Raw genomic sequence first — 26,053 nt, 5'->3', positions numbered from 1 at the left:
CCCGGCCGGGACGGCCGGACGGCTCTGCGCGGGATTAATCCCACTGGTTCTTGGTCTTGATGCGAGCGGCCTTGCCCTTGCGCTGGCGCAGGTAGTACATGCGGCTGCGGCGGACTTTGCCTTCGCTCAACACTTCAACGCGCTCGATGAACGGGCTGTTCAGCGGGTAGATGCGCTCGACACCAATGCCGTCGGAAACCTTGCGCACGGTGAAGGTGCTGTTGGTGGCACCACGGTTCACGCGGAGCACAACACCCTGGAAAACCTGGATGCGCTCTTTTTCGCCCTCAATGATGCGCTGGTGAACCTTGACGGTGTCACCGCCCTTGAACTTCGGGAGGTCAAGGCGCAGGTGTTCACTTTCGATTTTACGGATAGCGTCCATATCAAAACTCCTTCGCGGGATATATTTCGTCGCCGAAACTTTTTAATACGCGTCGCCCAAGACGCGGTCAACGATAATGGCTGTGGCGGAACGGACGGAGAGATGGTTGTAGGCACCAAGACTCCGCACAGGGCGAAGCACTGCATCCGCATCCTCCAGCACCTCCGGCGCCAAGCCGGAAGCCGTTCCCATAACCAGAAGCACCGGGCTCTCCTGCAGCATATTCTGCACAGCAGGAACAGTAGCGCTCCCTGCGCCGCGCGCCGAAGTGGCGACGACTGTCGGGCGCTGCCCCGTCTTGCGCTCCACGTCGGCGATGATCTCTTGCAGATCGTGCGCCGTGGTGATGGAGCCAAAGGCGTCGGTGCGGTCGCGGTTGGCCTTTCGGCCCGGACCTTCGAGCCAATGCCCGACCAGCCTTTCGAGCAGACTCCGCTGGTCGGCGAGGGGGGTTGCTATGTAGTACCCTCCAAGACCGTAGGTGCGCGAAACGCGGGCTATATCGTGAACGTCGAGATTTGTCAAAGACACAGCGACGGTTTGCCCAAATTTATTGAGCACCGGCGCATGCAGTAACGCCACGTATAAATTGCGCCCAAGCGTTCCAACTCCGCCAGCAGCCCGAATTTCGCGCATGGTGCGGATATCGTCCTCGGTCAATGCTGCATCAGCCAGAATGTCCGGACGGTGCGCAAGTGTCACTTCCAGTGCCTTGCGTCGCCGCCACTCGGCAATACGGCCATGGTCGCCGCAGGTCAGAATATCCGGCACCTTGCGTCCGCGAAATTCCGCAGGACGCGTGTAGTGTGGATACTCCAAAAGCCCATGGGAGAAGCTCTCCTCGTCTCCGGAGTCCTCATGTCCCATAAACTCCGGCACCAGCCGGGACACAGCCTCTACGACGCACAGCGCGCCTGCCTCGCCCCCATTGAGGACGAAGTCGCCCACCGAGACGCCCTCGATGGGATATTCCTCGAACACGCGCTCGTCTATGCCCTCGTAGCGGCCACAGATAAGCGTAATGTTCTCCTCCTGGGCAAGCTCACGCGCGAAGGCCTGGTCCATAGGACGGCCGCGCGGCGTCAGCGCCAGCATGCGCCCGGGGGTTTCAATGCTGTCCAGCGCCTTTGTCAGCGGGTCGCACATCATCACCATACCGGGACCGCCCCCGTAGGGTCTGTCGTCCACGGTGCGGTGCCGGTCTTCCGTAAAGTCCCGGGGATTGATGCGGGTAAAGCCCACCAGCCCTTCCTCCACGCCTTTGCCCAGCATGGCGCTGGACAGCGGGGAATCGAAGAACTCGGGGAAGAGAGAGACAAGATGGAACTGCACGTAGGATGATCCTTTCCGGTCAGGACGACGCGCGCCGCGAGACGGCGGGCGCTAGTCGTCCCCAAGATACAGGTCGAGCAAACCGGGCGGCGGCGCAATGACCACGACGCGGGCGTCAAGGTCCACATCGCGCACGAATTCCTCGGCAACGGGGAAGAGCACTTCCCTGCCGTCCGGGGTATCAATGGCCCAGAGCTCCTGACCAGCGGGCATCTGCACTTCACGCACGGTGCCGAGCGCTTCGCCGCCTTCCAGAACCACACTCAGGCCCTCTATCTGATAGAGATACAGTTCCTCGTCGGTGAGTTCCGGCAGGTCGGCCTCGCGCACGAGCATTTCGTACCCGCGCAGGGCCTCCGCCGCTGTTCTGTCCGCCACGCCCTCAAAGGTGACAAGCACCGCGCCCTTGTGCGAGCGCCACGATGCAACGCTGTAGCGGCGCAGACGGGGCTTTCGCGGACGCATGGGGCGTCTGCCGCGCCCCTTGCGGGGTGGCGGCGTCGGTTCTTCGGCCTCTTCGGCCTGGGGACCGGGGCGGAGGTACACAGCGGAGAGCTGATCAAAAAGAGAAGGGGAGTCCGCATACGAGCGTATGCAGACTTCCCCTCTGAGTCCGTGTGGCTTCGTCACCTCGCCAATGACGACGAGGTCTTTGCTGCCAACCGGCATGCCTTGCGATTTCGCGCTGCTCATAAGCATTCACACGATGAACCGCGTACAGCACGTCGCCGCGCAGCACGGCGCGTAGCGCAGGGCGAGGGAGCCGGGAGAAAGGCCCCAGCCCTACTCGATGATTTCCAGCACAGCCCGTTTCTGGGCCTTGGTGGAAGCCGCGCCTATGATGGTTCGCATAGCCCGGGCGGTGCGCCCCTGCTTGCCGATAACCTTTCCGAGGTCTTCCTTGGCGACCTTAAGCTCGATCACCGAAGTCTGTTCTCCCTCAATTTCCGAAACCTCGACCGCATCAGGATTATCGACCAAGGATTTCGCAATGTAGGAAATCAGATCCTTCAACATGATGACCTCCGGCTGGGAAATCAGATTTACTGCAGAACACATCGCCGCGTGTGACGTCCGTACGAACGGATACTACTCGCTGGCAGACTCGGCCTTTTTCAGCAGGGAACGAACGGTATCGGAGGGCGTAGCGCCACGCTCCACCCATTTCTGCACCTTCTCGGTGTCGATCTTGATTTCCACGGGCGTGACCATGGGATTGTAGTGGCCCAGGAATTCCAGCGGCCGACCGTCACGACGGGTGGCGCTGTCGATAGCGACAAGCCTGTAGAAGGGACGCTTTTTGGAGCCCATACGGGTGAGTCTCAGTTTAAGAGCCATGTGGTTTCCCCCATTCTGATAGATAGTATTACAATTGAAAGAAAATGCAAGCAGTCTGCGCAAAACCCGCACCTGCCTGACCGCGATCCGAGCCGGATTCGGGCCCACACCGCGGCCCGGTCTACTCCGGTATTACTTCTTTTTCCGCTTTTTATTCTTGCCGGCGGTCTTTTTACGCTTTTTGCGCTGGGTTTTGGGCTTGGATGAGCCGCCACCGGGGGCGCCCATGCCTTCCAAACCGTCCATCCCTTCCATGCCGGGCATACCGGGCATTCCAGGCATCCCACCAGGCATCCCGCCGGGTGCACCGGGCAAGCCGGGCATCCCCTTGGGCATGCGGGGCATACGGGGCTTTTTGCCCTTGCTGCCACCGCCCATCATCTTCTTCATCATCTTGCGCATCTGCTCGAAGTTCTTCACCAGCTGGTTCACGTCGTTCACAGTGACGCCGGAACCGCGGGCGATGCGCTCCTTGCGGCTGACATTGATGACGGAGGGATTGCGGCGTTCCTCCATCGTCATGGAGTTGATGATGGCTTCTACGCGGGCCATTTCCTTATCAGGCATGGACATCTCGCCGAGCTTGTCCTTCAGCCCGCGCATGCCGGGAATGAGCTTCAGCATCCCCTCAAGGGATCCCAGCTTCTTCAGCCGGCGCATCTGCGTGCGGAAGTCTTCGAAGTCGAATTCCGCGCGCTGAAATTTTTTGCCGATGGCTTCGGCTTCTTCCGTGTCCATCGTGGTCTGGGCTTTTTCGATAAGGGTGAGCATGTCACCCATACCCAGAATACGCGAAGCGGCGCGGTCCGGATGGAACACCTCCAGATCGCTCACCTTTTCGCCAACACCCACGAACTTCACCGACTTGCCGGTGACGGACTTGATGGACAGGGCCGCACCACCGCGGGCGTCGCCATCCATCTTGGTCAGCACAACGCCGGAAATGTCAAGCCTCTCGTTAAAGGACTCGGCAACATTGACGGCTTCCTGACCAATCATGGCGTCGGCCACGAACAGGATTTCGCCGGGCGTGCAAGCCGTCTTGATGTTGGCCAGCTCCTGCATCAACTCTTCGTCGATGTGCAGGCGGCCTGCGGTATCCAGCAGGACAACGTCGCATCCTGCTTCCTGCGCGGCCTTGATGCCCTCGCGGCAGATGTCCACAGGATTCATATCCGGAGTGGACGGATAGACCGGCACCTCAAGCTGCTTGCCAAGGGTCTGGAGCTGGTCGATAGCTGCGGGGCGGTAAACGTCGGCGGGGACGAGATACGGCTTCAGCTTCCGCTCGCGGCGAAAATGCAGCGCCAGCTTGGCGGCCGAGGTGGTCTTACCCGAACCCTGCAGGCCCACCATCATAAGGACAGCGGGGGTGCCGCGCAGGTCAACGTCCTGCGTTTCGCCGCCCAGCAGTTCCACCATTTCGTCGTTGACGATTTTGATGACCTGCTGGCCGGGGGTCAGGCTGCCGAGCACCTCCTGCCCGAGGCAGCGCTCGCGGATGCGGTCCGTAAACTGCTTGACGACCTTAAAGTTGACGTCGGCCTCAAGCAGCGCAAGACGCACCTCGCGCAGGCCCTGCTGGATGTTTGATTCGTCAAGGCGCCCCTGGCCCTTGAACTTCTTAAAGACTGAATCTAGGCGGTCTGAAAGGCTGTCGAACATAATATACGTTTCCCGTCCCAAAAAAATAAAAGAGGTTCTTGTTAAAGAACCTCTCCCATTTAGTCAAGCTTGACTGGCGCGGGATGTTTACCCGACGCACATGCAAAGGTCAAGAGGCTCAGCACAAGGAGACACTTTGTCCATCATTTGGCACTGCTATGCACGGTGCATGCAGTGCGTGCCGAGGGATATAACGCCACAGGCCGAGGTGCCCCGTGGGCAACAGACACCCCGGCCACGCCATAGGCATGGCCGGGGTGCGCTTTATGATTGTATCGGCTCTGGGCCCGCCAATGCTAGCGGAAGCCCATGGGATGATGCGCGGAATCCTCCGGCGTCATCTCGGTTCCCACGTGGCACAGCGCGCAATTCCCGCGCGACCCTATGGGCCCGGCGTGTCCCATATACTGCAATGGGGCGATATTGTCACGGTCCTTACCGTAGCCGTTTTCCTGTACCGCCGGATACTCCGCATGCGGACTGCCATGACAGGTGCCACACATCAGCGCGCCCATGTAGCCCTTGCGCATGCGGAACAGGCCATCAGCCCCTTCCGTCCACGTATTAAAGGCGTCCATGGTCTCAGGCGGCTGGAAACCAGCGTGGCAGTTGAGACAATCAGGCTGATTCACCCACGGTACACGCGGGTTGATGTCGGCCTTGCTCTCCACAGCGCGCGGACGCAGGTGCTGCATCAGGCGCTTTGCCCCGGGCTTGCCCGCTGCATCCTCATGCTTCAGCAGCGACAGGGCGTGGTCCTCCAGCGTGCCGTGGCAACTGGTGCAATCCAGCCCCACTTCGGCATGGATGCCGCGCAGGCACTTGGTTGGGCCCTCGGGATTATTGGGGTGGCAGTAGGCGCAGGCCTCCGCACCACGGTTCGTCAGGTAGTTGGCGTGCCAGCCATGGATGGCGGCGGGCAGGTTCAGCAGTTCCGGCTTGCCCTCGGCGGCCAGCACCGGGTCCGGGTGGCAACTCTGGCACAGGCGCGGCTCGCCCTTCTCGGCCATCTCAAGGAGTTTGGTCTTGGTGTTGCGGTCATGCACGGCCAGCACGTCGGCCGACGTTTCATCCGAGAAGCCCGCCACTCCGGCCACGCGCCACTCACCGCCGTGGCAGTTCTTGCAGCCCATTTCCGTTGAGGTGGGGGCGACGGTCTTGGTCGTTGCCAGCACTTCGCCGGTGGCCTCGTCCCGCGCGGTGATGGTGAACACAGGGTACGGGTGATAGCCGCCGGAATCCGGATACGGCACCACGGGGATCAGTCCGGCTTCAAATGCGCCAAGGGATTCGCTGTAGTGCATTTCCCCGGTCAGCCCGTTGCCGGAAACGCCCACATTCTCGGGCAGCTTTTTGCCAAAGAGCTGTTCGGCGAATTCCCAGAAGCGCACATGCTGCGCGGGGTTCTCAAAGCCCTCTTCCACCTCGTAGGTGATGGTCACGCCATCGCTGACCACTTCGGGCATTTCGCCGCGGCGCACAAGCTGGCAGTACAGGTCATTGGCCGGCGGCAGCAGAATCCAGTACGGGTCGGAGTCTGAAATGCAGTGCATGCCGAGGTTGTTCCACGACAGCAGCACATATTCATCATTCTCCGCGTCAAAGGGCGGCATCTCGGGCGTGGTGGCCTCCACCAGTTCCGTCTCTGGCTCGGTTTCGGTTTTGCCGTGCAGGCCCTCGACAATATAGGACGCCAAGGCCCAGCGCTCGCGCTCCGTGCCGAAGAATGGCGGCATGTAGTTGTTGATCTTGCCCTGCCCGTCCAGCTGGGAATCCATGCCCAGCACGGAGAATTTTTTGGTCAGGGGCAGAATGTCGTTGGAGGGGCCATCAATGCTGTGACAGCTAAGACACTGCTTCATGAACAAATCGCGCCCGGCCTCAAGGCGGTTCTCCGGCGTGACATCGGTATGGCGCACCCATTTGGCCGTCTTGAGGAAGCCGTTCTCGTTGGCCTCGGCAGCGTCCGCCAACGTCACACCAGAGGAGAACATATAGTTATAGATAATGTACGGGCGGCGCGCGGCCTCGCGAATCCACTCAAAGGAGCCAATCTGCACAAACCCCGCAACCAGCAGCAGCGAGGCAAACAGCGTCTTGAGCTCGCGCGGCATGCGCAGGGTCAGGAACATGCTCAGCACCACGATGATAGGCGCCACGGTGATAAATGCCTGCAGGAAGGGCATAATTTCATTGTTGCGCCCGGTGATCATGGCCTGCGGCACGTCAGGCAGTGCCTGAAAATACCACCACGACACCGGCACCATCAGCAGCACCGGCACAGCCGCCCAAATGGCGGAGAAGCGCATCAGATTGAGGCGCACCGGCTCGTCCTTCACACGGGAGGCCGTCAGGAAGGCGAACAGCCCGGCGATGGTAAAGGCCAACAGCGAACGGAACACAAGGGCGGGCCAGAAGGAGGGATTGAAGAATCCGTCCCAGAAGTTGCCCGTCTCCACCCACTGGCCGGGGGTCAGCATATACCCGATAATGCCGTTAATCATAAACAGCGACAGCCAGCCAAAGGCAAAGTACAGCCAGCCCACGGTCAGGTGTTTGCGCCGCTCCATGCGCCCAAAGGTGTAGTAGTACACCAGCAGGGTCACAATCTCGCCCACGAAGAACACCCACTCCGTCGCCCACCCAAAGGTGAAGGTCCGGATAAGGGTTAGGGTTGCCGCCGGATTGGTGAGGGCAATGATAAACCAGATGCCCACACCCGTCAGACTGCCAAAGACCATGGTCAAAAGCAGGAAAAACTTGGTGTGCCGCCGCACATACTCAAGGATGGCAGGGTTGTTTTCGCGGTGGCCTTTCATTTCCGTCAGCACAAGGAACAGGCCCCCGCCCACCGCAAAGTGGGCCACAAACACATGCACCACGGCGATGATGGCCACAAGCAGCCCGCCGCCAAAGAATGGAATCTGCCAGACTGGATAGTCCATGCTACGCTTCCTCCTTCCGGACTTCCGATGCAAGCCTGAGCACATAGGCGATGACGCCAAGTCCCACACACAATGACACGATAAACATGACAAGCGGCGAATGCTGGCCCGACGAGGGCAGCTCCGCCACCTTGTAGAAGGGTTCAAGGTACGCCACGCGCGCCAGTTCGCGCAGGCCCACCATGGTCACCACGGTCAGGACAAGGGCAACCGCCGCAGGAACCACACGCCCACGGAAGCCGAAGATGAGACAGCAGGCCACAAGGGCCAGCGCTATGAGGAAGACGGCGGTGTTAAAGGGACGCCCGCCCATGAAGACAAGCATCACGTCGCGGGGCATGCTCACCAGCCACCATGAGCCAACAGCAATCTGCACGGCCGTGGCGTAGGCAAACACATTCATGCCGCGCGCGGCAATGGCCTGCGCACCGGGCAGACTGCGCCGCCGCTTGCGCGACCAGTAGATTCCCTGTACCAGCCCACCAACAGCGATGGACGCCACCACAAAATGCAGATATCTCGGCACAAGGGTTGGCTCGCCAAAGTTCAGGAACGTGCCGCCCGGTGCCTCAAAGTACTGCGTCCAGCGCGCCGGCGTCAGCATCATGGACACGTTGTTGGTGAACAGGAAGGCCACGCCAAGCAGCAAGACGATAACCGCCCCCAATATCACCTGACGCATGCCCCCAAGGCTGTCGAAGCGAAAGTCCCAGATATAGGCCCCGTAATAGGCAAGAATGACCAGCCCAACAACAGCCAGCCAGTACGGGCCCATAAGAATGTCGGAAACATAGAAGAAATGCCCATACAGCACCTGCATAAACAGCAGCGGCGCAACGCCGAAGTTGACCGTCAGGGCAACAGTGGTGGGCAGCTTCCGCGAGACGTGGCGGCCAACCGGGGTGCTGCTGCCCTCCCGCATGCCCTCGGCAAAGGCCATGATGGCGCTGCCAAGCAGGGTGTTCATGAAGAGCAGGTGACCGATGAATGTAAGCAGCTGGAAAAATTGAAACCAGCCCCACTCCACCATCAATCCCCCCGGACGCGGCACAAGTACAGACGGATCCATGCGAGCCTCCAGATATTCGGGTTCTATGCTCTGAAAATCTTGATATTCTCAACCGTAATACTTATACGCCGATGCACCAAAGGACAAGGCGGTCCCACGACTTTACGTAAAATAACCGCTTGAAATTCCGTCTCAAACCTTTACAGTCGCTGACGAGTGACAGGACATGGAAACGCCACCCGTTCGTTTCAATGGATGAAACACCCATGCATGCATCCCACGTCATCTTTATAGATATAGGCAATACTAACACGAAGGTCGCGCTTTGGTCACCAGAAGCCGGCCCTTTTCCTGTTGCAACGCTTGCGCTGCCCACCGTTGCGGATTCGCCTGATGCGTGGGCGCAGCGCCTGCTGCACGCAGCGCGGGTGTGGGACGTTGATACGCGGCGTATTTCCGGCGTTGCCGGGTGTTCCGTAGTGCCTGCCGTTGTTCCGCACATCTGCGAGGCCGCAGACCGCGCCTTTGGCGTCAGCGCCCGCTTTGCCCCGGACCACCTGCCGCTGCCCTTCGACAACATTGCCGACGTGCCAGGCAACGTAGGCCCGGACCGCCTTGTGGCCGCCTACGGCGCGCGCCGTATGGTGGACTCGCGCAACCTTGTCGTTGTGGACTTCGGCACCGCCACCACTGTGGACTGCGTGCAGGGCAACACCTTTCTGGGCGGCGTTATCTGCCCGGGTATGGAGAGCGCGGCAAAGGCCCTCTCCTGCGGCACCGCCCGCCTGCCCGAACTCACCCTCGACCTGCCGGGCGAGGAGTTCTCCTTTAGCTTCGACACCATGCACAGCCTCAATCAGGGCTTTATCTTCGGCTTTGCCGCCATGATTGAGGGCCTCATCACCCGCATGACCGGAGCCCTCGGCGGCGGCGGAACCGTGCTCGCCACTGGCGGGCTGGCCCAAAGCGTGGCCCGGGTCTGCCCCTCGCTGGACATTGTACGCCCGGACCTGCTCTTTTGCGGTCTGGCGTATGCCTGTATGGATGAATCCCCGCGCTTCTGATAGTATTTTGACGTTTGCGGGCATGCCCCGTTGTGGCGCAGGCCCGATTCTTCCGCCATGAACAACCATTTCGTATAAAAAGGAGCGAGCCATGAGCACCATCGTTAACGTATGGGCCCGTGAAATTCTTGATTCCCGCGGCAATCCCACCGTCGAGGTGGAGGTCACCACCGAATCCGGCGCGACTGGCGTCGCCGCTGTGCCCTCCGGTGCATCCACCGGCACCCGCGAAGCCCTTGAACTGCGCGACGGCGACACCGCCCGCTACATGGGCAAAGGCGTGACCAAGGCCGTGGAAAACGTCAACGGCCCGCTGGCCGAAGGCGTTGTCGGCATGGACGTCACCCGCCAGACCTCCATCGACAACACCATGCTGGACATTGACGGCACCGACAACAAATCCAGCATGGGCGCCAACGCCATGCTTGGCGTGTCCCTCGCTGTGGCGCGCGCCGCGGCCAATCACCTTGGCCTGCCGCTGTACCAGTACCTTGGCGGCGTCAACGGCAAAGTGCTGCCCGCTCCCATGATGAACATCATCAACGGCGGCGAGCATGCCCCGAACAACCTGGACATCCAGGAGTTCATGATCATGCCGCTGTCCGCTGGCTCCTTTGCCGAAGCCCTGCGCATGGGCGCGGAAACCTTCCATAACCTCAAGAAGATCCTCGCCAAGGATGGCCACGTCACCTCCGTGGGCGACGAGGGCGGCTTTGCCCCCAACCTCAAGAGCCACCGCGAGGCCTTTGAGTACATCATCCGCGCCATCGAGGCCGCAGGCTACACGCCGGGCCGCGACATCGCCCTTGGCATCGACGCCGCCGCCAGCGAGTTCCACAAAGACGGCACCTACACCTTCGCGGGCGAAGGCAAGTCCTTCAACGCCAAGGAACTGGTGGACTACTACGCCGAACTCACCCGCGACTTCCCCCTCATCTCCATTGAGGACGGCCTGGCCGAAGGCGACTGGGAAGGCTGGAAGCTGCTGACCAATGAACTCGGCGACAAAATCCAGCTGGTGGGCGACGACATCTTCGTCACCAACCCCGAGATTCTGTCCCGCGGCATTGAAGAGGGTGCGGCCAACTCCATCCTCATCAAGCTGAACCAGATTGGTACCGTCACCGAAACGCTGGACACCATCGAGATGGCCAAGCAGGCGGCGTACACCACCGTTATCTCCCACCGCTCCGGCGAAACCGCGGACCACTTCATCGCGGACCTCGCCGTTGGCGTCAACGCCGGCCAGATCAAGACCGGCTCCCTGTGCCGCTCCGACAGGATTGCGAAGTACAACCAGCTGCTGCGCATTGAGGAAGATCTGGAAGACGAAGCCATCTACTTTGGCCCCATCATGGCCGAACAGTGGTTTGACATGGACTAGATACGGTTGTAACGACTGCTGCACAACATTCGTCACAGGGGCGCGGAAACACGGTTTCCGCGCCCTATCCAGTTCATCCGACTCTTTTCAAGGGGGAACCGAGCATGATTCTGCTGGACGGCAAGAAGACCGCCGCCGCAATTCGCAGCGAACTGAGCGAGCAGGTGGCTGAACTTGCGACAACCCACGGCAGGGCCCCCGGCCTCGCCGTTATCCTTGTTGGCGACGACCCGGCCTCACAGGTCTACGTGCGCAACAAGGAAAAGGCCTGCGAAAACGCGGGCATTACCTCGCTGGCCTTCCGCAAGCCTGCGGATGTGACCCAGCAGGAGCTGGAAGACCTCATCCGCGACCTCAACACCCGCGAGGACGTGGACGGCATTCTGCTGCAACTCCCCCTGCCCAAGGGGCTGGACAGCCAAGCCTGTCTGGACCTCATCGACCCGGCCAAAGACGTGGACGGCTTCCATCCCGTCAGCATGGGCCGCCTTGCCCTTGGCCTACCCGGATTCGCCCCCTGCACGCCCGCCGGCGTTATAGAACTGTTGAAGCGCCACAACGTCACCACCGCCGGTAAGCGCGCCGTGATCATTGGCCGCTCCAACATCGTGGGCAAGCCCATGGCGATGATGCTGTGGGGCTATGGCGACTTTGCCAACGCCACCGTCACCGTGGCGCACTCCCGCACGCCCGGCCTGAAGGAGCTGTGCGCCGAGGCCGACATCATCGTTGCCGCCATCGGCCGCCCGCTCTTCGTCACCGGCGACATGGTCAAGGACGGCGCCATCGTCATTGACGTGGGCATCAACCGCACGGACAACGGCCTTGTCGGCGACTGCGACTTTGACGCCATCAAGGACCGCGTCAGCGCCATCACTCCCGTTCCGGGCGGCGTTGGTCCCATGACCATCGCCATGCTCCTGAAAAACACGGTGCAGTCCTACAAAAGCCGCGTCGGCGCCTAGGCTCTTTTCTTTCCGCAAAGACAAAGCGCCCCGGTGGCAACACCGGGGCGCTCTTGCGTCCCGCGCTTCGCTGGCAGAGCGGCAACTGCGCTCTTGACGCCGCGCCCGCTTCAGCGAAAACTTACAACTGGGTAGCCCTGCGAAACCACACAAGCACCGGAGCCGTTACGGCATGGAATTTCTCGCGCTCATCAAGGACAACATCCCGCTTCTGTATTTGGGAATTGTCGCCATTATCGCCATCCTCATCCTGTGGCGCGCCCAGCGGCATGTCACATCGGTCAAGGAGCGCAAACTAGAACGTCTGGACAAAATCAAACGTCTGGACCCCCTGCCCAACGACGCGCTGACCCGCCGCTCCAAAATCAAGCGCAAGCGCAAAATGACGGAACAGGTGGACCGCCGCTTCTCCGTCATCCAAAAATTTCTCTTTGGCGGCGTGCTCACCTTTGCCGTCATCGCCGGGGCGCTGCCGTTTATCGGCAACATCCCGTCCACCATGCTCTCCCTGTTCATCACGGCGTTTACCGTCATCCTCGGTATTGCCGCGCGACCGTATGTGGAGAATATGATTTCCGGCGTTGTCATCTCGCTGTCCAACCAAATCCGCGTTGGCGACGTGGTCATCATCGACGACCACTACGGCACCGTGGAGGACATCTCGCCCACGCACACCAAGATCAAAATTTGGGACTGGCGGCGCTACGTCATCCCCAATAGCCGGATGATGACCAAGGAATTCCTGAACCTGACCATCACTGAGCGCATCATCTGGGCGTATATTGAGTTCAAGGTCGCCTACGATGTGGACCTTGAATACGTGGAACGCAACGCCAAAAAAATCGCCACCCAGAGCGACAGCTTCTCCGACCGCGACGACCCGCAATTCTGGGTGATGCGCCTTGAGCCGGACGGCGTGGTGTGCTGGATTGCCGCATGGGCCGAAAATCCATCCTCCGCGTGGAGCCTCAAGAGCGACATGACGCGCGGGCTGGCGACCCTTTTCCGCGAGGAAGGCATCGCCACGCAGTACACGCGCCACGGCATCACGCACGAACCGCCCCACTCAGAAGACGCCCCGCCCGCCCCCGGAGGCGAACACACCGTGCAGACCGAAACGGCAGCGGCGCCCAAACGCCCCCGCTTTTAATCACGCAAAAACACAAAGCGCCCCACACGGGGCGCTTTTTTTCAGAGGCCGTCTCAACTTGGCGGCGGTGTTGTCAGGGCTTTGGGGCGCAGGGCGCTCAGCCGCGAGGGCAGGCTTAGTCCGCAGTGTCTTCGGCGTCGGCAAGGGTGAAGCCGTTCTTGCCCTGCCGCTTGGTCACGTACAGAGCGCGGTCCGCCCAGCGCACCAGCTTTTCCGGGTCCTCGCCATGCATGGGGCACAGGCTGCCGCCAATGCTCGCGCCCACCTGACACGACACCCCGCCACAGACGCACGGCTCAGACAGGGCCGCGAGCAAGTCCTCGGCGTAGCGCCTCAGGGCGTCCGCATCCTCCACATTCCACAGCAGGATGCCGAATTCATCCCCGCCAAGGCGCGCGGCGACGTCGGTTTTGCGCAGGTGGGTGGTGATGCGCCCCGACAACACAACAAGCAGCTCATCCCCCACCTGATGCCCGTGGCGGTCGTTCACCTGCTTGAAGCCATCAAGGTCGAGGGCAAGAATACCAACATTCTCGCCCGTACGGCGCGACTGCGCCACCATGCGCTCCAAGTTTTCGTAGAACACCGTGCGGTTGGACAGTCCGGTCAAGTCGTCATGCATGGCAAGGCGCTGGAGTTCCTCGGTCTTTCTGTGCCAACTGGTCACGTCTGTGACGATGCCTTCAATGCGCTCCAGTTCGCCATCATCTGAAAAGATGCCCCGATAACTGCTGCGCACCCAAAATGTGGAGCCATCGCGGCGGCGGGCTTCGTACTCGAAGCCGTGCACCATGCCATGCTCGCGTACGGCGTCCAGCACCGTCCCGCGCATAAGCGGGTCCACATACAGTTCGCGCCCAATGTCCTGCACCTCGGCCACAAAGGCCTCCGGTCCGGCGTAGCCAAACATCTCGGCCATGGCGCGGTTTGCCGCGATATAGCGCCCGCGGGGCAGAGACGTGAACACCCCTTCGGCGGCGTTCTCAAAGATGGTGCGGTAGACAACTTCGGCATTGCGCAGGGCGTCTTCCATGCGCTTTCTCTCGGTGATGTCGCGCCCAACGCCCACCACGCCGATAATGTTGCCATCCGGCCCCAGAAACGGCGTATGCAGCGTCTCGAACAGGCGCAAACCACCGCCCGGAAAGTTCACCCACTCCTCACGCGCCAGCGTGCGTTTGCTGCGCAGCGTCTCGCGCTCGTGCACCTCAAAACGCGCGGAAATCTCGGCCGGGAAAATCTCACGATTCCGCTTGCCTATGAACGCCTCCACAGCAAGGCACGCCTCATCGGCAAAGGCTTTATTCACGCCCAAAAAGCGCAGTTCCGTGTCCTTGTAATAGACAATGTCAGGCACGGAATCGATAAGGGCGGAGAGCAGGTTCCGGCTTTCCTGCACCGTGTCCATCATGCGGCGGCTGTCGGTGATGTCCAGCACCACCCCCACAATGCCAAGGGGCCTGCCCGCCTCATCCAGCAGAAGTTCCTTGGTGATAAGGGTGTCGCGCAGCATGCCGCGCTGGGATTGGACCTTGGTCTCGTAACGCTGGGTTATCGCGCCGCCGCTGGCAATGAGTTCGGCGTCCATACGTTCATATGTTTCCGCATGCTCCGCCGGAAACAAATCCCGGACGGTCTTGCCGATGACCTCGCTCGCCTGACGCCCCACAAGGTCCTCGTAGCAGCTATTGACCATCTCAATGCGGCCATGAATATCCTTAAAGAAAATCGCAATGGGCAAGGCGGAGACAAGGGACTGCATAAAGGCATTGCGGCTGCGCAGGGCGGACTTGAAATGCATCTGCTCCGTAATGTCCACAAACACGCCTTCAATGGTGCCGTCGCCAGTGGCGGTTCCGGAAAAGACGGCATGGCGCAGCTGCCCATCGCGGCGGCGGAAGCGGATAGCCACCCCGCCAACGCGCCCGGTCTGCCGCAACTGCTCCACAGCCCGCTCCCGAGCCTCGGAATTCTCAATGAAGCTGCGTTCATTTTGCTCCCGGACAAGCTCCTCCGGCGAGGCGAACCCCAGCATCTTCGCCAGCGGCATATTGGCCGAAAGCAAACGCGTCCCGTCCATATTTGAGCGGCACGCGCCAATGGAGGCAAGGGAAAACAGTGCATTCTGCTCCGCAAGGCGGGCCTCGGAAACGGCCAAACGCCGCTCCGCATCCCGGCGGGCGGCGCTGTGCTCGCGAACGGAGCGGGATAAGCTGAAAACGCGGAGCACCAGAGCCACCACCACAGCGACCACCGCCGCAGCACCAACGACCAGTACCCAATCCTGCGCAGTTGGATGTGCCCCAACGGACATATCAAGGCGGCATCCCGCCAGTCCAAGCACGGCGGCCCCGGCGGTCACAAGACGCGCCCGGCCTCGCCATGCGGCGCATCTAAGCGCCCTCTCATCCGTGTTCGCCACGTTGTTTCCCTCTCCCCGCATTTCCGAAAAGACCAACAATCCCCTGCGCGCATTGGCAAAACCTACCGGTATCATAGCACAACCGGAAACACCAACTGGACGATGCTGTCCCATCCACCTACAACATCCTGAAATATTTGATTTTGCTGAGAAGCCCTTCTCTCCATCCATCCCCTTTGCCACCCGGTGCCCCCTCTGCTAGGATGCGCCGACCTTACAACCAGCAGGAGATTAGCCCCATGAAACTCTACAGCAGCTCTTTTCAGGAGGGGACGCGCATCCCTCTCCAGTTCACCTGCGACGCCAGCGACTTTTCCCCAGCACTTGACTGGGACAATGCCCCCGAGGGCACACAGTCCTTTGCCCTGCTTTGCGAAGACCCGGACGCTCCGGGCGGCACGTGGACGCACTGGGTGGTCTATGGCATTCCCGGCGTGGCCTTCCGCCTTGCGGCCAAGATTCCCCGCACCGAGGAGCACCCCTCCGGCATGAAGCAGGGGCTGAACTCGTGGGGCAACCTCGGCTACAATGGTCCCTGCCCGCCCGAAGGCCACGGCAAGCACCGCTACATCTTCACCGTGTACGCGCTGGACTGCGAGCTGGACCTTGACCCCAAAAAGGCCACGCGCGACGCCCTCCTCGCCGCCATGGACGGACACATTCTGGACTCGGCCCAAACCATGGGCACCTACTCCCGATAGCCGCCAGCCGCTGCCCTTCCGGTAGCGGCTTTTTTTTGCGCTCTACCCTCCCGGCATTGCAGGGCATCACGCCCGGGTTTCGCGCATGGGCCATTTTTCCCTGCACTCCCGCCCGTCCTGTGCTATGGTGTGCCTTTCGTGACATCCATCCCCGGAGGGCTCCATGCCAATACGCTCGTGGCTGATGCCATTATACATCGGCCTTGTCCTTCTTGCGGCGCTGGCCGCATGCGCTGGCTATCCCACGCGCCTTGCGCCCGTGCCGCAGCAGTTGCCCGCACGCGGTGACGCCATTCCCGCTGATGCGGACTACGCCGCCCGCGCCATCTTCGCCGCCATACAAGGCGCCCCCCTCAGCGGCGCCCACATGCCGCCGGAAGTCGCGGACGCCCTTGACGACGACTTCGACTACCCCGGCTTTACCGTGGCCGAACATACGCTCTACGACTCCCGCGAGCGGGGCGACGGCCCACAGGGGCGTTTTGCCAGCGGCATACTCCGCGTTACCGACGCCAACGGACGCGCCGCACGCATCATGTACAGCGCCACCTACACCGTAGGCCGCGGCGGCCTGCACATCGACGCCGCGCAGGCCGCGCCGGTGTCCGTGGAGCATCCGCGCATTACAGCCATGCTCATCCCCAAGGATGCCATGCCGCAGGCCGATGAACTGCCAGAACACTGGACCGGTATCTATCATACCCTCAGCGCCCTCAATGTCATGCCCGAAGACGGCCTGACCAGTTTCGACCAGCTGTCCACCCACACGCTAGTGGTCTTTGTCATGGACCGACTGCCCGCCGTGGCCGAAGTCCGCATGGCCTTCGACCTCTCGGACATCGTCCGCCTCGGCAAACCGCTGGCCCTGTCCTACGACCAATATCTGGACCTTGGCGGCTGGCGCATCGCCGTCGTGCAGTTGCGCCCACGGCGCACCATCTAGCTCCCCCCACAACGACAAACGGCCCGCCAGAAGCGGGCCGTTTAAGCGTCTTGCGCAGCGCTCATCGCCGCACGAAAAAACATCACCTAGTCCACGCGGTAGTCCACGCAGCGGCGTTCGGTCACGACCTTTTTGATGAACTCCACCACCTTCAGGTGCTCGGGGTGCACAGCGTAGGCGGCAAGGGCGTCGGTGTCCTCAAAGGTGGTGTACAGCGCCACATCGCTCACGCCGCCTTCGGGGTCGATATTGATGCCCACCTCAAGCTCCAGCGGTCCGGGGACGCGGCCCCTCAGGTCTTCGAGCATGGTCTTCATACGTTTGGCGTTTTCAGCCTTGGGCGCACCTTCGGCTTCGTCCTTCAGGGTCCACATCACGATATGCTTGATCATTTGGGCCTCCAAGCCGCGCGGGGCGGGCTGGGTGTCAGGGGTTGCCGTGCTGGGATTCGCTCTCGCGCTGGCGCTCCTGCCTGCGGATGCGGCGGCGGTTTTCGGCCTCGTTCCAGCGGCGGTGGTCTTCATCGGTCTCCAGAATCAGGGGCGGCACTTCGCGGGGCTTGCCGTCCTTATCGAGCGACACAAAGGTCACATAGGCCGAGGCGCAGTAGCGCTTCTCGCCCGTGAACATGTTCTCGGACTCCACGCGTACGCCAATTTCCATGGACGTACGGCCCGTATAGTTCAGGCTGGCCTTAAAGCTGACCATCTCGCCCACGTACACGGGCTGCAGAAAGTTCAAGCGGTCGATGGACGCGGTGACGGCGTTGGAACGGCAATGGCGCATGGCCACGGTGCCGGCGGCGATGTCGATGTACTTCAGCGTAACACCGCCATGGACATTGCCCGCGGGGTTGGCATCCTGCGGGAGCATCCGTTGGTTCAGCGTGGTGGCGGACTCGCGCTTGGTCTTTCCTTTCATCATTCCTCCCTGTGCATCGCCGCGGCGGGTGGGCCCCGGCGTTTCTGGATGCAGGATAGCGGGAAACGTCGCCGTTGTCCTCTGCTTCCCGTCCATCCGGACAGGGGGCTCCAGAGCGCCCCGTCAGATACGGCAATCCCCCGGCCATGCAGGGCATGACCGGGGGACGCCGTGGCCGGAGCCACCGGGATGGCTCCGGCTTCAAGGCATTATTTCAGGCGTTCGGCCAGTGCCTCGGCAATGTGGCGAACCTTGATGGAATCGCCGCGGCGGCGGGCACCGCCACGCAGCTGCATCACGCAGCCGGGGCAGTCCGTCAGCAGCTGCTTGGCACCGGTCTTTTTGATGTTGTCGAGCTTCTTGTTCAGCAGCTCGCGGGATTCCTCGGGGAACTTCACAGAGAAGGTACCACCGAAGCCGCAGCACACGTCTTCCTCGTCGGCCTTGGCGTAGTCCAGGCCGGACTTCTGGATGAGGTCCTGCGGGGCTTCCTTCACGCCGAGGCCACGGCACAGGTGGCAGGGAGCGTGGTAGGTGGTCTTCTCGGTGACGGCCACGGTCTTGAAGTCGTCCGTGTCGTAGCCGAGGACGTCGCGCACAAAGGAGCTAAAGTCGATGACCTTGTCCGCAAACTGCTGCACCTTCACCTTCATGGCGGCGTTGTCTTCAAGCAGCTTGGGGTAGTTGTGCTTGAGGTGCGATGCGCAGGAGGCGCACAGGGTAATGATGTAGTCGTATTCCGCCGGATCAAAGGCAGACACGTTCTGCTCCGCCACCTCGGCGGCGTGGGACATCTCGCCCATCATCTGCAGGGGCAGACCGCAGCAGGACTGGTCCATGGGGAACGCCATCTGGACGTCCTTCTTCTCCAGCACCTTCACAGCGGCGTCCATCTGCTCGGGGTACACAAAGTCCTGCACGCAGCCGGCAAAGAGGCCGACACGCAGGCCGCTGCCCTTCAGGCGGGGCTCAATCTCCTTCCACATGTCGCGGAAGGGCTTGTCCGCCACGGTGGGCAGAGCGCGGAAGTTGTGCTCCTTGAAGAACATCAGCGGCAGGTGCCGCAGGAAGCCTTCCTTGTCCTTCATGGGCACCTGACCAACCTTGGCCGTGCGCAGCAGGGTGTGGAAGAGCTTGCGGTTCTTCATCAGCTTGCCAAGCAGCGTGGAGTACAGGGGATGGCCCTCTTCCTCGACGGTGCGGGCGTGCACTTCCTTGATGAGGCGCGGCAGATCGATGCCCGCGGCGCAGACTTCCTTACATGCGCCACAGTTGATGCAGTTCTGCACAAGGTTCTTGGCCTTGTCGCGGCCGTGGAAGAAGTAGGTCAGGATGAGGCCGATGGCGCCGATGTAGACGTGACCCATCTTGTGGCCGCCAACCAGACGGTACACGGGGCAGACGTTGGCGCATGCGCCACAGCGCACACAGCGCATCACCTGCGAAAAGTCCTTGTCCTCGGCCATGGCGCTGCGGCCGTTGTCGAGGAAGACCACGTGCATTTCCTTCTTGCCGTCCGTGGTGGTGGCACACTCGTTGGCACCGGTAATCCACGTGATGTAGGAGGTCAGGGCCTGACCGGTGGCGTTACGCGGCAGGGCCTTGAGCACGCGCAGGGCGTCGTGGATGGTGGGGGTCAGCTTGTCCAGACCACACAGGGCAACGTGCACGCGGGGTAGCGTGCTGACCAGACGGGCGTTGCCTTCGTTGGTGACGAGGCCAATGGTGCCGGTCTCGGCAACGGCAAAGTTGCCGCCGGAGATGCCCATATCTGCCTCGGCAAAGTGGCGGCGCAGTTCGCGGCGGGCCACCTTCACCAGCTTCTGGATGTCGGAGTCCTGCTGCTTGCCGGTGACGTCGGTGAAGAGGTCGCGCACCTGATAGCGGGACAGGTGGATGGCCGGCATGACCATGTGCGAGGGGCCTTCCTTGCGCATCTGGATGATCCACTCGCCAAGGTCGGTCTCCACCACTTCAAACTCACCTTCGAGGTGATGGTTGAGGTGGGTTTCCTCAGCGGTCATGGACTTGGACTTGATGATCTTCTTCACGTCGTTGTCGCGGGCGATCTTGGCGATAAGCTCATTGGCTTCGCGGGCGGTCTTGGCGAGGTGGACGTGCACGCCTGCGGCTTCGGCCTTGGCCTTGAACTCCTCAAAGAGCTCGGGCAAGCGCTGGATGGCTTCGTCCTTGGCATCGGCAATGTGGCCGATGAGCTCACGCTCGTTCACATCGGCAAAGGCGTTGATGCGGTTGGCGCGGTAAGCGGTGGCGAAGTTGTCCATGGCCTGACGCAGAAAGTCGTCGTCGAGGGCTTCCTTACAAAATTTGCGGTAATCCGAGAGGGATTTCGTCTTTACGTCCTGCATCCTAGTCCTCCAGCAGCAGAATGTGCAGTTCCAGCGGGCCATGAACACCCATGGCAAGCACGCGCTCGATGTCGGCGGTGCGGCTCGGTCCGGTGATGAACGCCATGTAGCTGGGGGAATCGTCCACCATGGAGACGAAATCCTTCTCCACCTCGTAGGTGGAGGCGCGCAGGCGGGACTTGGGCAGAATGGCGACATGGTTCTCGGCAATCATCGTGGTCAGGCGGACTTCTTCGCTGGAGGACTGCTGCACCAGGGTGCCGGAGTCCGCAACGCCGTAGTCAGCCACGGTCACGCCGATGTCGATACCGGCCAGATGGTCGCGCATGCCTTCCTTGATCAGCGTAAAGCCGCCCTCCTCGCACAGGCCTGCGAGTTCGGCAAAGGCATCTTCATCAAGGGCAGGGGCAGAAATAACTTTGTCCTGCTTGGCGTCACAGGCAGCCTGCGCGCCGTCGGACAGCGCCTCGCCACAGCCGGAAAGCAGCAGCTGGCAAGCATCCTTCTTCGAGCAGAGATCCATGGTGTAGGCAAAAGCCTCGGAAAGGCTCTTCACCTCGGAGACGGTAGCGCCGACCTTGGTGGCGCGCTCCGAGAACTCCGTAACGAGTTGTTCATTTGAGCTCATACGTATTCCTCCCCATATCGGGCACGTTACTGTCCATTCCGCACTCCGTCAGGACGCGGATTCCTTAAAGAAAAGGCAGGGACCTCCGGCACAGAGGAGGTCCCTACCCTTATGTGAGTGGATTACGCAGACTTGGTGCCGATGAGGGCCTCAGTGTGCTGCGCGATGGCAAGCTCTTCGTTCGTGCGGATGACGAACACAGGCGTGCGGGAGCTTTCGGTGGAGATGCGCATCCAGTCGCCGGGGCGCTGGGCGTTGGCTTCGGCGTCCAGCTCGATGCCGAAGTTCTCCAGACCGCTCAGGGTCTTGGCGCGGACGATGTCGTCGTTCTCGCCGATGCCGGCGGTGAAGACGATGCCGTCAACGCGGCCGAGTTCGGCCATGTAGGCACCGATGTACTGGCGCACACGGTGGCACAGCATGTCCAGAGCAAGCTGGGCGCGCTCGTCGCCCTTTTCGCAGGCGGCGTGGATGTCGCGCAGGTCGGACATGCCGCACAGGCCCTGCAGGCCGGACTTCTTGGTGACCATTTCGTCCAGTTCATCGATGGTCATGCCCTTTTCGCGGGCGATGAAGCCAAGGATGGTGGGGTCAATGTTGCCGGTACGGGTGCCCATGATGACGCCGCCGGTGGGGGTGAGGCCCATGGAGGTGTCGATGCACTTGCCGTCCTTGATGGCGGTCACGGAGCTGCCGTTGCCAAGGTGAACGGTGATGAGGTTCAGCTCGTCCAGCGGGCGCTCCAGCAGCTCGGCGGCCTGACCGGCCACGTAGCGGTGGGAGGTGCCGTGGAAGCCGTAGCGGCGCACGTGCAGTTCCTCGTACATCTCGTAGGGCAGCGCGTAGTGGTACGCGTGCGGGGGCATGGTCTGATGGAAGGCGGTGTCGAACACAACCACATGACCGGCATTGGGGAACAGGCGCTGGGCCACGTTGATGCCGGCGAGGTGACCGGGGTTGTGCAGGGGCGCGAGAGGTGCAACCTCTTCAATGCCCTTCTTCACTTCCTCGGTAACGATCATGGGAGTGGTGTACTTTTCGCCGCCGTGGACGATACGGTGACCCACGCCTTCGATCTCGGACGTATCGGTGATAACGCCAATCTCCTTGGAGACCAGCTTCTCGATGACCAGCTCCATGCCGACCTCATGGTCCGCGATGGGCTGTTCGAAAACGCTCTTGGATTCCTGATCGGTGTCGGGGAAGCGCTTGTGGGAGAGGACACCCATGTCCAGACCGATGCGCTCCACAACGCCGCTGGCCAGCACGGTGTCGGCGGCCATGTCAAACAGCTGATACTTGATGGAGGAGCTGCCGGAATTGATAACCAAAATCTTCATGTTTCTATCCTTTCTATTCAAACGGGCCTAGACGAGCCCTTTTTCAGCCTGCGCCTGAATGGCGGTAATAGCCACGGTGTTCACGATATCGGGGATGGTGCAGCCACGGGACAGGTCGTTCACGGGCTTGTTGAGGCCCTGCAGCACGGGACCAATGGCCACCGCGCCAACGGAGGAACGCTGCACTGCCTTGTAGGTGTTGTTGCCGGTGTTCAGGTCCGGGAAGATGAACACGGTCGCCTTGCCCGCAACATCGCTGCCGGGCATCTTGGTGGCGGCCACGTCGGGATCCACGGCGGCGTCGAACTGGAGCGGACCTTCGAGCGGCAGTTCGGGGGCCTTTTCCTTGGCCAGCGCGGTGGCTTCCTTCACCTTTTCAACGTCGGCACCCTTGCCGGAAGCGCCCGTGGAGTAGGACAGCATGGCCACGCGGGGGTCCACACCAAAGATGCGGGCCGTCTCGGCGGAGCCGATGGCAATCTCGGCCAGCTGCTGGGCGTTGGGGTTCGGGTTCACGGCGCAGTCGCCGAAGACGTGGACGCGGTCCTTCAGGCACATGAGGAACACGCTGGAGACGATGGACGCCTCGGGCTTGGTCTTCACGAACTCAAAGGCCGGACGGATGGTGTGGGCCGTGGTGTTGATGGCGCCGGAAACCATGCCGTCGGCGTGGTCCTTGTGCACCATCATGGTACCGAAGTACGTGGGGTCGAGCATCTTGTCGCGGGCTTCGTCAATGAGGATGCCCTTGTGCTTGCGCGCCTCAAAGTAGGTCTGCGCGTACTCGTCCAGCAGGTCGGAGGTGGCGGGGTCGATGATGGTTGCGCCGTCGAGGTTGACGCCCAGCTCGGACACTTTGGCCTTCAGCTTGGCGGTGTTGCCAAGGATGATGACCTCGCACACATTGCGGCGCAGCAGAATTTCGGCGGCAAGCAGGATGCGGTCGCACTCGCCCTCGGGCATAACGATGCGCATTCTGTGGCTCTTGGCCTTTTCCACAAGGTTGTACTCGAACATCTTCGGGGTGACCTTGGTGGACTTTCTGGCAACCAGACGCTCGGAGAGTTCCGCGCCGTTGACGTGGCTCTCGAAGGTGCCGAGGGCAAGGGCAATCTTGCGCTGGTCCTCGGGGTCGATGCGGCCGTAGAGTTCGGCCAGCTTCTGCGTGGTCTGGTAGGTGTGGCCCTTCACGGAAAGGATGGGCAGCGGCACGCCGGTCCAGCCTTCGATAAGGCGGTGCATGTTGGCCGAAGGCTCCAGGCCGCCAGTCAGGACGATGCCGGAGATGTCGGGGTAGGCGCCAGACAGCCGGGACGCCAGAGCGGTAATGATGATGTCTTCACGGTCACCGGGGGTGACGATGAGGCTGCCCTTGGAAAGATAGTCGAGGAAGTTGCCAATCTGCATGGCGGCGACGAGGTAGTCGTCCACCAGCGTTTCCAGGCGGCCATGTCCGTACAGGACCTTGGCGTCCAGCCAGCTCATCACGTCCTTGATGGTGGGATTGCCGAGGCCTTCCTCCTCCGGAATGACGTAGACGGACAGGGGCTGGGCGCAGCGCACCTTGCATTCGATGTCGGACTTGATGGAGGCGATGTCCGCATCCTTTTCGGCCCTGTTCACAACAGCCGCAACAACTTCAACACCCTTCTCCTCCATCGTGTCGATGGTCAGCTGGGTGGATTCGACAATCTCCTCGTCGCTCTTGGCTCGGCCGGAAACGATGAGCATCACCGGGCAACCGAGGTTGGCGGCGATGTCGGCGTTGAGGTCAAACTCAAAAGCGGCGTCCTTGCCCTGAAAGTCCGTGCCTTCGCACAGCACAAAGTCGTACTCGGCCTCCAGGGCCTTGTACTTGGCAAGGATGTTCTCAAGCAGCTGAGCGTGCTGGCCGCTGTTGGTCAGTTCGCGGGCCTCGGTCAGCGTGCAGGCGTAGGTGTCCTCGTAGGCGATGTCCAGATTGAACTGCTTGAGGATGAGGTTGATGTCGTGGTCCCGGGCACCATCAGCATTATTGTTGATGATGGGACGGAAGAAGGCGACCTTGCGCACATCGCGCGTGAGCAGCTGCATCACGCCGAGGGCGATGGCCGACTTTCCGCTCCGGGACTCGGTTGCGGTGATGTACAGATTTTTCGACATGGCGATTCCTCTGTTTCCGGGCGGCGGCCATGGCCGCCGCCCGTACGCGGTTTGTTAGCCGAGCGTTTCCGCGTAGATCTCGATGACATGCTTTACGGTGATGCCATCGCCGTGCTGCGAGAGCAGATCGCTCATCTGCAGCATACATGCGGGACAGCCGGTCGTGACGACCTTGGCCCCGGAGTCGACGATGTTCTGTCGTTTGCGTTCACCGATCTTCTTGGAAACGTCGTAGTGATAGAGGTTAAAACTGCCGCCATTCCCGCAACACCTGTTGTGCTCGTTCATCTCCCGGAAGTCGTAGGCCGGGTTTGATTTCAGCAGAGCACGGGGCTGCGCGGTGACGTGCAACGACTTATCCAAATGGCACGGGTCGTGGTACGTGACGGGAGTGCCGCCCTTGGGGGCCTCTTCCGCAACCTCGACGCCGAGCTTGTCCACAATGAACTGGTTGATGTCGATGGCCTTGTCGGCCAGCTCCATCGCCGTGTGGCGAATGGCGGAGGGCATCTCCGCGGCAAACTTGGGCCACACTTCCTTGAATGCTGCCGTGCAGGAGCCGCAGGGAGTGACCAAATAGTCGAACGGCACCTTGCCGAACATCTCCACGTTCTTCTGCACCAGCCGCATAAAGGACTCCATATCGCCGGAAGCCAGCGACGGAAGTCCGCAGCATGCCTGCCCTTCGGGCATGAACACGCCAACGCCGTGGTGCTTGAAGATCTTCAGCGCGGACATGCCGACACTGGGGAAGAACTTGTCCACAGCGCATCCGGGATAGAAAGCAATCTTAATGCCAGAAGCGCCCGGCGTGGTATCCAAACTCGGAACTTCGCGGTGGAAGGCCTTCTTCGCCAGCGGCTTGAAGTGCCTGTCGCCGATGATGGGGCTCATCAGCTTGGAGCAGGACGTTCCGATAATGTCGTCCGCCTTGGAGGTCACCAGTCCCTGGAACTTGCCGCCAACGTCCAGCAGGGCGTTGAACAGCTTCGGGCGGGTGAGCATACCGCGAAGGATAGCCTTCTTGGCCGGAGAAAGGCCAAGGTAGCCGTTCACAATGCAGCGCGCCTTCAGGAAGATGTCCATAATCCGAACACCAGAAGGACAGCTAGCCGCGCAGGAACCGCACAGCAGGCACTTGTTCAGACGTTCCTTAACGCCGTCGGCGTCCTTGATCATCTCGTGCGCCAGATTCTCCAGCAGCGCGATCTTGCCGCGCGTGACGTCGGCCTCGGACATGGATTCCGCAAACACGGGGCACACGCCCTGACACATGCCGCACTTCATGCAGGCGACCATCTGGTCATCCAGCTCCTGCAGCATGGTTGCGAGTTTTTGCAAGTCAGCCAT

Annotated in this window: 22 protein-coding genes; 6 read left to right on the top strand and 16 right to left on the bottom strand. The window is 61.4% G+C overall.

Annotated features, from left to right (window positions below):
• Positions 1-34: 34 nt before the first annotated feature.
• From rplS to ACYQ2T_RS12400, 8 genes are all read right to left on the bottom strand, one after another.
• Positions 35-385: a 50S ribosomal protein L19 gene (rplS, locus tag ACYQ2T_RS12435; RefSeq protein WP_404843486.1), complete on the bottom strand. Its 351-nt coding sequence runs from the start codon at positions 383-385 to the stop codon at positions 35-37.
• Between the two features lie 42 nt (positions 386-427).
• The gene (trmD, locus tag ACYQ2T_RS12430) at positions 428-1,717 is read right to left on the bottom strand and encodes a tRNA (guanosine(37)-N1)-methyltransferase TrmD (protein ID WP_459900949.1); all 1,290 of its coding nucleotides are present in this window, start codon (positions 1,715-1,717) and stop codon (positions 428-430) included.
• Positions 1,718-1,768: 51 nt separating this feature from the next.
• Positions 1,769-2,410, bottom strand: coding sequence for a ribosome maturation factor RimM (gene rimM / locus ACYQ2T_RS12425; protein ID WP_459900947.1), 642 nt, complete (start codon positions 2,408-2,410; stop codon positions 1,769-1,771).
• Between the two features lie 90 nt (positions 2,411-2,500).
• A complete protein-coding gene (locus ACYQ2T_RS12420) occupies positions 2,501-2,734 on the bottom strand; it encodes a KH domain-containing protein (protein WP_404843489.1) in 234 nt (77 codons plus the stop codon).
• 72 nt (positions 2,735-2,806) lie between these two features.
• Positions 2,807-3,055 (bottom strand): 30S ribosomal protein S16, encoded by a 249-nt coding sequence (gene rpsP / locus ACYQ2T_RS12415; RefSeq protein WP_404843490.1) that lies wholly within the window; start codon positions 3,053-3,055, stop codon positions 2,807-2,809.
• Between the two features lie 132 nt (positions 3,056-3,187).
• The gene (ffh, locus tag ACYQ2T_RS12410; protein ID WP_404843491.1) at positions 3,188-4,720 is read right to left on the bottom strand and encodes a signal recognition particle protein; all 1,533 of its coding nucleotides are present in this window, start codon (positions 4,718-4,720) and stop codon (positions 3,188-3,190) included.
• 296 nt (positions 4,721-5,016) lie between these two features.
• Positions 5,017-7,665: a cytochrome ubiquinol oxidase subunit I gene (locus ACYQ2T_RS12405; RefSeq protein ID WP_459900944.1), complete on the bottom strand. Its 2,649-nt coding sequence runs from the start codon at positions 7,663-7,665 to the stop codon at positions 5,017-5,019.
• Position 7,666: 1 nt separating this feature from the next.
• On the bottom strand, positions 7,667-8,734 hold the full coding sequence (locus ACYQ2T_RS12400; RefSeq protein WP_459900942.1) for a hypothetical protein: 1,068 nt from the start codon (positions 8,732-8,734) through the stop codon (positions 7,667-7,669).
• Positions 8,735-8,940: 206 nt separating this feature from the next.
• Here ACYQ2T_RS12400 and ACYQ2T_RS12395 point away from each other — a divergent pair, with 206 nt between their 5' ends.
• The 4 genes from ACYQ2T_RS12395 (at position 8,941) to ACYQ2T_RS12380 (ending at position 13,237) form a co-directional block, all read left to right on the top strand.
• A complete protein-coding gene (locus tag ACYQ2T_RS12395; protein ID WP_459900940.1) occupies positions 8,941-9,738 on the top strand; it encodes a type III pantothenate kinase in 798 nt (265 codons plus the stop codon).
• Between the two features lie 91 nt (positions 9,739-9,829).
• Positions 9,830-11,122, top strand: a complete 1,293-nt coding sequence (gene eno, locus ACYQ2T_RS12390) for a phosphopyruvate hydratase (protein WP_459900939.1) — start codon at positions 9,830-9,832, stop codon at positions 11,120-11,122.
• 104 nt (positions 11,123-11,226) lie between these two features.
• A complete protein-coding gene (gene folD / locus ACYQ2T_RS12385) occupies positions 11,227-12,087 on the top strand; it encodes a bifunctional methylenetetrahydrofolate dehydrogenase/methenyltetrahydrofolate cyclohydrolase FolD (protein ID WP_459900937.1) in 861 nt (286 codons plus the stop codon).
• Between the two features lie 172 nt (positions 12,088-12,259).
• The gene (locus ACYQ2T_RS12380) at positions 12,260-13,237 is read left to right on the top strand and encodes a mechanosensitive ion channel family protein (RefSeq protein ID WP_459900935.1); all 978 of its coding nucleotides are present in this window, start codon (positions 12,260-12,262) and stop codon (positions 13,235-13,237) included.
• Between the two features lie 115 nt (positions 13,238-13,352).
• Here ACYQ2T_RS12380 and ACYQ2T_RS12375 read toward each other — a convergent pair whose 3' ends face one another.
• Positions 13,353-15,551: a sensor domain-containing protein gene (locus tag ACYQ2T_RS12375; protein ID WP_459900934.1), complete on the bottom strand. Its 2,199-nt coding sequence runs from the start codon at positions 15,549-15,551 to the stop codon at positions 13,353-13,355.
• A gap of 347 nt (positions 15,552-15,898) precedes the next feature.
• Here ACYQ2T_RS12375 and ACYQ2T_RS12370 point away from each other — a divergent pair, with 347 nt between their 5' ends.
• Together ACYQ2T_RS12370 and ACYQ2T_RS12365 are read left to right on the top strand one after the other, a co-directional pair.
• Positions 15,899-16,360 (top strand): YbhB/YbcL family Raf kinase inhibitor-like protein, encoded by a 462-nt coding sequence (locus ACYQ2T_RS12370; protein ID WP_459900933.1) that lies wholly within the window; start codon positions 15,899-15,901, stop codon positions 16,358-16,360.
• A 163-nt stretch (positions 16,361-16,523) separates the two neighbouring features.
• A complete protein-coding gene (locus tag ACYQ2T_RS12365) occupies positions 16,524-17,303 on the top strand; it encodes a hypothetical protein (RefSeq protein ID WP_459900932.1) in 780 nt (259 codons plus the stop codon).
• A gap of 86 nt (positions 17,304-17,389) precedes the next feature.
• Here the strand turns inward: ACYQ2T_RS12365 and ACYQ2T_RS12360 are convergent, their stop codons facing one another.
• From ACYQ2T_RS12360 to ACYQ2T_RS12330, 7 genes are all read right to left on the bottom strand, one after another.
• Entirely contained in the window at positions 17,390-17,695 is a 306-nt protein-coding gene (locus ACYQ2T_RS12360; RefSeq protein ID WP_404843501.1) for a Dabb family protein, read from the bottom strand.
• A 34-nt stretch (positions 17,696-17,729) separates the two neighbouring features.
• A complete protein-coding gene (locus tag ACYQ2T_RS12355) occupies positions 17,730-18,224 on the bottom strand; it encodes an acyl-CoA thioesterase (protein WP_404844108.1) in 495 nt (164 codons plus the stop codon).
• 209 nt (positions 18,225-18,433) lie between these two features.
• Positions 18,434-20,593: an L-lactate dehydrogenase (quinone) large subunit LdhH gene (ldhH, locus tag ACYQ2T_RS12350; protein ID WP_459900931.1), complete on the bottom strand. Its 2,160-nt coding sequence runs from the start codon at positions 20,591-20,593 to the stop codon at positions 18,434-18,436.
• 1 nt (position 20,594) lies between these two features.
• On the bottom strand, positions 20,595-21,221 hold the full coding sequence (locus ACYQ2T_RS12345; protein ID WP_459900930.1) for a LutC/YkgG family protein: 627 nt from the start codon (positions 21,219-21,221) through the stop codon (positions 20,595-20,597).
• A gap of 122 nt (positions 21,222-21,343) precedes the next feature.
• Positions 21,344-22,561: an acetate kinase gene (locus ACYQ2T_RS12340; protein ID WP_459900929.1), complete on the bottom strand. Its 1,218-nt coding sequence runs from the start codon at positions 22,559-22,561 to the stop codon at positions 21,344-21,346.
• Positions 22,562-22,588: 27 nt separating this feature from the next.
• Positions 22,589-24,703, bottom strand: a complete 2,115-nt coding sequence (pta, locus tag ACYQ2T_RS12335; protein ID WP_459900927.1) for a phosphate acetyltransferase — start codon at positions 24,701-24,703, stop codon at positions 22,589-22,591.
• Positions 24,704-24,757: 54 nt separating this feature from the next.
• Positions 24,758-26,053, bottom strand: coding sequence for a (Fe-S)-binding protein (locus ACYQ2T_RS12330; protein ID WP_404843506.1), 1,296 nt, complete (start codon positions 26,051-26,053; stop codon positions 24,758-24,760).

The organism is Desulfobaculum senezii (assembly GCF_054657395.1).
Note: the sequence above shows the minus strand (reverse complement) of the source record. Positions and strands in the feature narration are given on the sequence as shown.

Excerpts from the sequence above, each read along its gene's own strand:
- ACYQ2T_RS12400 (WP_459900942.1), bottom strand. The coding sequence starts at position 8,734 with ATGGATCCGTCTGTACTTGTGCCGCGTCCGGGGGGATTGATGGTGGAG.
- ACYQ2T_RS12370 (WP_459900933.1), top strand. The coding sequence starts at position 15,899 with ATGAAACTCTACAGCAGCTCTTTTCAGGAGGGGACGCGCATCCCTCTC.
- rplS (WP_404843486.1), bottom strand. The coding sequence starts at position 385 with ATGGACGCTATCCGTAAAATCGAAAGTGAACACCTGCGCCTTGACCTC.
- ACYQ2T_RS12360 (WP_404843501.1), bottom strand. The coding sequence starts at position 17,695 with ATGATCAAGCATATCGTGATGTGGACCCTGAAGGACGAAGCCGAAGGT.
- ACYQ2T_RS12375 (WP_459900934.1), bottom strand. The coding sequence starts at position 15,551 with ATGTCCGTTGGGGCACATCCAACTGCGCAGGATTGGGTACTGGTCGTT.
- ACYQ2T_RS12380 (WP_459900935.1), top strand. The coding sequence starts at position 12,260 with ATGGAATTTCTCGCGCTCATCAAGGACAACATCCCGCTTCTGTATTTG.
- ffh (WP_404843491.1), bottom strand. The coding sequence starts at position 4,720 with ATGTTCGACAGCCTTTCAGACCGCCTAGATTCAGTCTTTAAGAAGTTC.
- pta (WP_459900927.1), bottom strand. The coding sequence starts at position 24,703 with ATGTCGAAAAATCTGTACATCACCGCAACCGAGTCCCGGAGCGGAAAG.
- ACYQ2T_RS12420 (WP_404843489.1), bottom strand. The coding sequence starts at position 2,734 with ATGTTGAAGGATCTGATTTCCTACATTGCGAAATCCTTGGTCGATAAT.
- ACYQ2T_RS12405 (WP_459900944.1), bottom strand. The coding sequence starts at position 7,665 with ATGGACTATCCAGTCTGGCAGATTCCATTCTTTGGCGGCGGGCTGCTT.
- rimM (WP_459900947.1), bottom strand. The coding sequence starts at position 2,410 with ATGAGCAGCGCGAAATCGCAAGGCATGCCGGTTGGCAGCAAAGACCTC.
- ACYQ2T_RS12340 (WP_459900929.1), bottom strand. The coding sequence starts at position 22,561 with ATGAAGATTTTGGTTATCAATTCCGGCAGCTCCTCCATCAAGTATCAG.
- ACYQ2T_RS12345 (WP_459900930.1), bottom strand. The coding sequence starts at position 21,221 with ATGAGCTCAAATGAACAACTCGTTACGGAGTTCTCGGAGCGCGCCACC.
- eno (WP_459900939.1), top strand. The coding sequence starts at position 9,830 with ATGAGCACCATCGTTAACGTATGGGCCCGTGAAATTCTTGATTCCCGC.
- ldhH (WP_459900931.1), bottom strand. The coding sequence starts at position 20,593 with ATGCAGGACGTAAAGACGAAATCCCTCTCGGATTACCGCAAATTTTGT.
- ACYQ2T_RS12355 (WP_404844108.1), bottom strand. The coding sequence starts at position 18,224 with ATGAAAGGAAAGACCAAGCGCGAGTCCGCCACCACGCTGAACCAACGG.
- rpsP (WP_404843490.1), bottom strand. The coding sequence starts at position 3,055 with ATGGCTCTTAAACTGAGACTCACCCGTATGGGCTCCAAAAAGCGTCCC.
- folD (WP_459900937.1), top strand. The coding sequence starts at position 11,227 with ATGATTCTGCTGGACGGCAAGAAGACCGCCGCCGCAATTCGCAGCGAA.
- ACYQ2T_RS12365 (WP_459900932.1), top strand. The coding sequence starts at position 16,524 with ATGCCAATACGCTCGTGGCTGATGCCATTATACATCGGCCTTGTCCTT.
- ACYQ2T_RS12330 (WP_404843506.1), bottom strand. The coding sequence starts at position 26,053 with ATGGCTGACTTGCAAAAACTCGCAACCATGCTGCAGGAGCTGGATGAC.
- ACYQ2T_RS12395 (WP_459900940.1), top strand. The coding sequence starts at position 8,941 with ATGCATGCATCCCACGTCATCTTTATAGATATAGGCAATACTAACACG.